Annotated in this window: 1 protein-coding gene; it reads left to right on the plus strand. The window is 72.8% G+C overall.

The window, feature by feature from the left end; genetic code table 11:
* The first annotated feature begins 96 nt into the window (after nucleotides 1–96).
* Complete coding sequence (locus tag C1I97_RS35735) at nucleotides 97–2,169, plus strand: condensation domain-containing protein (protein ID WP_369008379.1); 2,073 nt, start codon at nucleotides 97–99, stop codon at nucleotides 2,167–2,169.
* The last annotated feature ends 6 nt before the right edge of the window (nucleotides 2,170–2,175 follow it).

Genomic DNA, 2,175 nt, shown 5'->3' on the forward strand with positions numbered 1-2,175 from the left:
GATCCTTGTCCGAGTCCGACACGAAGCATTCCCCAGTCGCCTCCGGGCGTGGCGCTGGGCTACCTGCGCCGCCCGGAGGCGACTGGGGAATGCTTCGTGTCGGACTCGGACAAGGATCCCGGCACGCGTCTCTACCGCACGGGCGACCTGGTCCGGTGGACCGCGGACGGCACGCTGGTGTTCGTGGGCCGCAGCGACGACCAGGTGAAGATCCGCGGCTTCCGGGTCGAGCCGGAGGAGACCACTCAGGTGCTCGATGGCCTGGACGGCGTCCGCAGGGCGGTTGTGGCCGGGCTGCGCCGGGGGAACGGGGAGGCGTACCTCGCCGCCTACGTCGAGCCGTCCGCACCGGTGGGCCCCGGCGAGGAGGAACGGCGCACGTTCGCCGCCCGGCTGACCGGCGAACTCGCCGCCCGACTGCCGGACTACCTGGTGCCGCGCGCCTGGCGGATCGTCGACGCCCTGCCGCTGAACGCCAACGGGAAGCTCGACCGGAGCCGGCTGCCCGACCCCGACCTCGTCACCGCGGTGCCGACGGCACCTCACACCGACGGCACCGACGGCGCGGCTCGGAACGCCCCCTCTGCCCCGGCGCCCGGGGACAACGACCGGGCCGACGTGGGGCGGCGGCTGAGGGAGCTGTGGGCCGAGGAGTTCGGCATCGATCCGCGACGCATCGGCCCGGACGACTCCTTCTTCGACCTGGGCGGCCATTCGATCACCGCTATGAGGCTGGTCAACCGGGTCCGGGAGGAGTTGGGCGCCGAGTACCCGATGCTGGGGTTCTACCAGGAGCCGACACTGCGGGCGATGACCGACCGGCTCTCCGGCGCCGCCGGTCCCAGCGCGGCGGTGCGCGGCGGCCCCGCCACCGAGCAGCAGACCCGCTTCGCCCAGTTGCACGCTGCCCACGCGAGCCCCCAGGTGTTCAACGTGGCGCTGCGGATCGACCTCTCAGGCAAGCTGGACGTCGACGCCCTGGGCGCGGCGCTGAACGCCCTGGTGGACCGCCACGAGTCGCTGCGGACCAGGCTGGTGCGCGACGGTGACGACGGCGGGGCGGACGCCGCCGGCTCCTGGCGGCAGGAGGTGCTGGAACCCCGCCCGGTGGACCTGGTCGTCGAAGACCTCACCGGGCTACCGGAGCCGGGACGGCGGGACGCCGTCCGCTCGGCCGCCACGGCTGCCACCGAGACCCCGCTGTACCCGTTCGAGGGCGACGTCTTCCGGCTGCGCCTCCTGCGCACCGACGAGGAGGAGTGGACGCTGCTGTTGGTCCTGCACCACTGCGTCTGCGACGGGTGGGCTGTGAGCATCCTGCTGAGGGAACTGGCCGCGCTGTACGGCGCCGCCCGCGCCGGTGCCGGGCACAACCTGCCGTCCGACCCGCCGCAGCAGGTGGAGTACGCCCACTGGCAGATCGAGCAGGACGGCAGGGAGGTCGCCCGCAAGACCGACTACTGGCTCCGCGAACTCGACGGGGCGCCGTTCACCTCCGGCCTGCCGACGGACCGGCCGCGCACCGGGACACTGAGCGGGAGGGGCGGCACCGTCGCCTTCACCGTGCCGGCAAACGTCCGGGCCGCGGTGGAGCAACTGGCGAAGCAGCACGCCACCACCCCGTTCGTGGTGACGGCAGCAGCCCTCGGGCGGCTGCTGGCACGCAAGTCCGGGCAGTCCGACGTGCTGATGAACATCTCCTACGCCAACCGGGAGCGCCGCGCGTTCGAAGCACTGGTGGCCTGTCTGGCCACCGGGTTCGCACTGCGTGTCCGCGACGCCGCGGACGGGGACTTCGCATCGCTGACGGACCGGGTCGCCCGCACCGCTCTGCTGGGCATGGACCACGCGATGCCGCCCCGCAGGGTCGCCCCCGCGATGCGGGAACGCACGGGGGTCGAGATACCCAGCGGCCTTCCGGTGGGCTTCGCCTACCAGAGTTCCCTGGAGACCGACGTCGACCTGCCGGGACTGACCACGTCCGTGCAGGACATCGCCGCGGACGCCGCCCGCACGGAGCTCATCGTCGTGCTGACGCCGACCCGCGACGTCCTGGAGGGCGTCGTGGAGTACTCGGCCGACCTGTGGGACCGGTGGACGGTCGAGACGTGGGCGGAGGAGTACGTCAGTCTCCTGCGGGAGGAGGTGGGGGAGGCGCTCGACGCCTGACCAGAG

The sequence above is a fragment of the Streptomyces sp. NTH33 genome (assembly GCF_003236365.1).
Lineage (GTDB): Bacteria > Actinomycetota > Actinomycetes > Streptomycetales > Streptomycetaceae > Streptomyces.